1 protein-coding gene is annotated in these 1,925 nt (G+C 66.8%); it reads left to right on the top strand.

The features are described 5' to 3' along the window. The first annotated feature begins 462 nt into the window (after window positions 1–462). Window positions 463–1,899, top strand: a complete 1,437-nt coding sequence (gene ltrA / locus ACWDA7_RS52450) for a group II intron reverse transcriptase/maturase (RefSeq protein ID WP_450615252.1) — start codon at window positions 463–465, stop codon at window positions 1,897–1,899. Window positions 1,900–1,925: the final 26 nt, after the last annotated feature.

Raw genomic sequence — 1,925 nt, 5'->3', positions numbered from 1 at the left:
CGGGTCGGCACTGCCAGACGGTCCGGGTCCGGCTAGCAAGGTCAGAAGGCGGAACGAGAGTGAACCAGTGGTTGAAGCTCCGTAACGGTGCCTCCGGCTCCAACCTGGTGGATATGGGCCGGAATGCAGTACGTGACCCGATTCGATTAGGCGGGTCAACTCCGAAGCCGGTTCCAACAGACGGTGAGGAGGCCACGTTGAAAGCCTGCGGCGTAGGCGTGGCGATGCTGCCGGGGTATAGCTGGCCGCCGACCTGGCCGAACGATTCGTGGTGAACGTGGGAACCGCCCGCGGTCGCCCTCCCGCCGGACCTCCAGTGCGGTGGTGGGCAGGCCCGATGCCGGCTGACGGCCGTGGGCGGGGCGGAGGCCTCGTAGTAGTCCGAACGCGCGAGAGGCGCGTACATGGCGAAGGGGGCCAGCAAGTCAGCAGTAAGGATGCTGGAATGCCGGGAGGACGTTGGTGAATACCGACGAGCTGGAGTGGGCCTTGATGAAGGCCGAGCGCCGGGTACTGGAGATCCAGACCAAGCTGCACCGTTGGGCCGTGGATGATCCTCATCGGCGGTTCGACGACCTGATGAACCTCGTGGCCGACCCCGCGTTCCTGCTGGTGGCATGGGAGCGGGTTCGGAGCAACAAGGGCGCGAAGACTGCCGGGGTGGACGGTCATACGGCCTCGTCCATCGCGTTGCGGCCGGGTGTCGAGGTGTTCCTCGACGGGCTGCGGGCCTCGTTGAAGGACCGTAGTTTCCAGCCGCTGCCGTCGCGGGAGCGACTGATCCCGAAGCCGGGCACGGCCAAGCGCCGCCGCCTGGGGGTCAGTTCTATCCGTGACCGGGTGGTCCAGGCGTCCTTGAAGCTGGTGCTGGAGCCGATCTTTGAGGCGGACTTCCTTCCGTGTTCCTACGGGTTCCGCCCCAACCGTCGGGTCCATGACGCGGTGTCCGAGGTGCGGCACTTCACGTCCCACTCCTACGAGTGGATCGTTGAGGGCGACATCCGGGCCTGTTTTGACGAGATTTCGCATCCGGAGTTGCTAGACCGGGTGCGGTGTCGGATCGGTGACGGACGCGTCCTGGCGCTGGTGAAGGCGTTCTTGAAGGCGGGCATCCTCACCGAGGAGGACGCGCTCAAGGACACCGACACCGGAACTCCCCAGGGTTCGATCCTTTCGCCGTTGCTCAGCAACGTCGCTCTCGCGGTCCTGGACGAGCATTTTGCCCAGGCGCCGGGAGGCCCGGCGTCCAAGCCCTGGGAGCGCGCCAAACGCCGCCGCGACGGTCTTCCGAACCACCGGCTGGTCCGGTTCGCGGACGACTGTGCGCTGATGGTGGCGGGCACCCGGGACAACGCCGAGGCGCTGCGCGAGGAGGCCGCGCAGGTGCTCGCCCGGATCGGGCTGCACCTGTCGGAGGAGAAGACCCTGATCACCCATATCGACGAGGGCCTGGACTTCCTGGGCTGGCGCATCCAGCGCCACCGCAAGCGGGGCACAGACCGGCAGTACGTCTATACCTACCCGGCCAGAAAGGCGCTCCGCGCCGTGATGGCGAAGGTCAAGAGGATCTGCCGACAGGTCGATACGAACCATCCGCTGGACATCCTCCTGCTCCGGATCAATCCGGTGCTGCGGGGATGGACCGCATTCTTCCGCCCCGGGGTGTCGAGCGTGACCTTCCAGTACCTGGACGCCTATGTCTGGCGCCGGGTGATCGGATGGATCCGCCGCAAGCACCGCCGGATCTCGCGGAAGGATCTCCGCCGCCGCTACTGCGACGGCGGATGGTGGCCCAGAGGCCAGGAGCGGGAGCTGTTCCACACCGGGTTGGTGCGCACGACCCGGTACCGCTACCGGGGATCGGTGATCCCTTCACCCTGGCCGCTGGCAGCGGCATGAGGACCGAACCACGGCCCTGACCGGGA

This window comes from Streptomyces sp. NPDC001156, assembly GCF_053598275.1.
The sequence above is the reverse complement of the archived record's forward strand: the minus strand, read 5'-3'. Positions and strand labels throughout refer to the sequence as shown.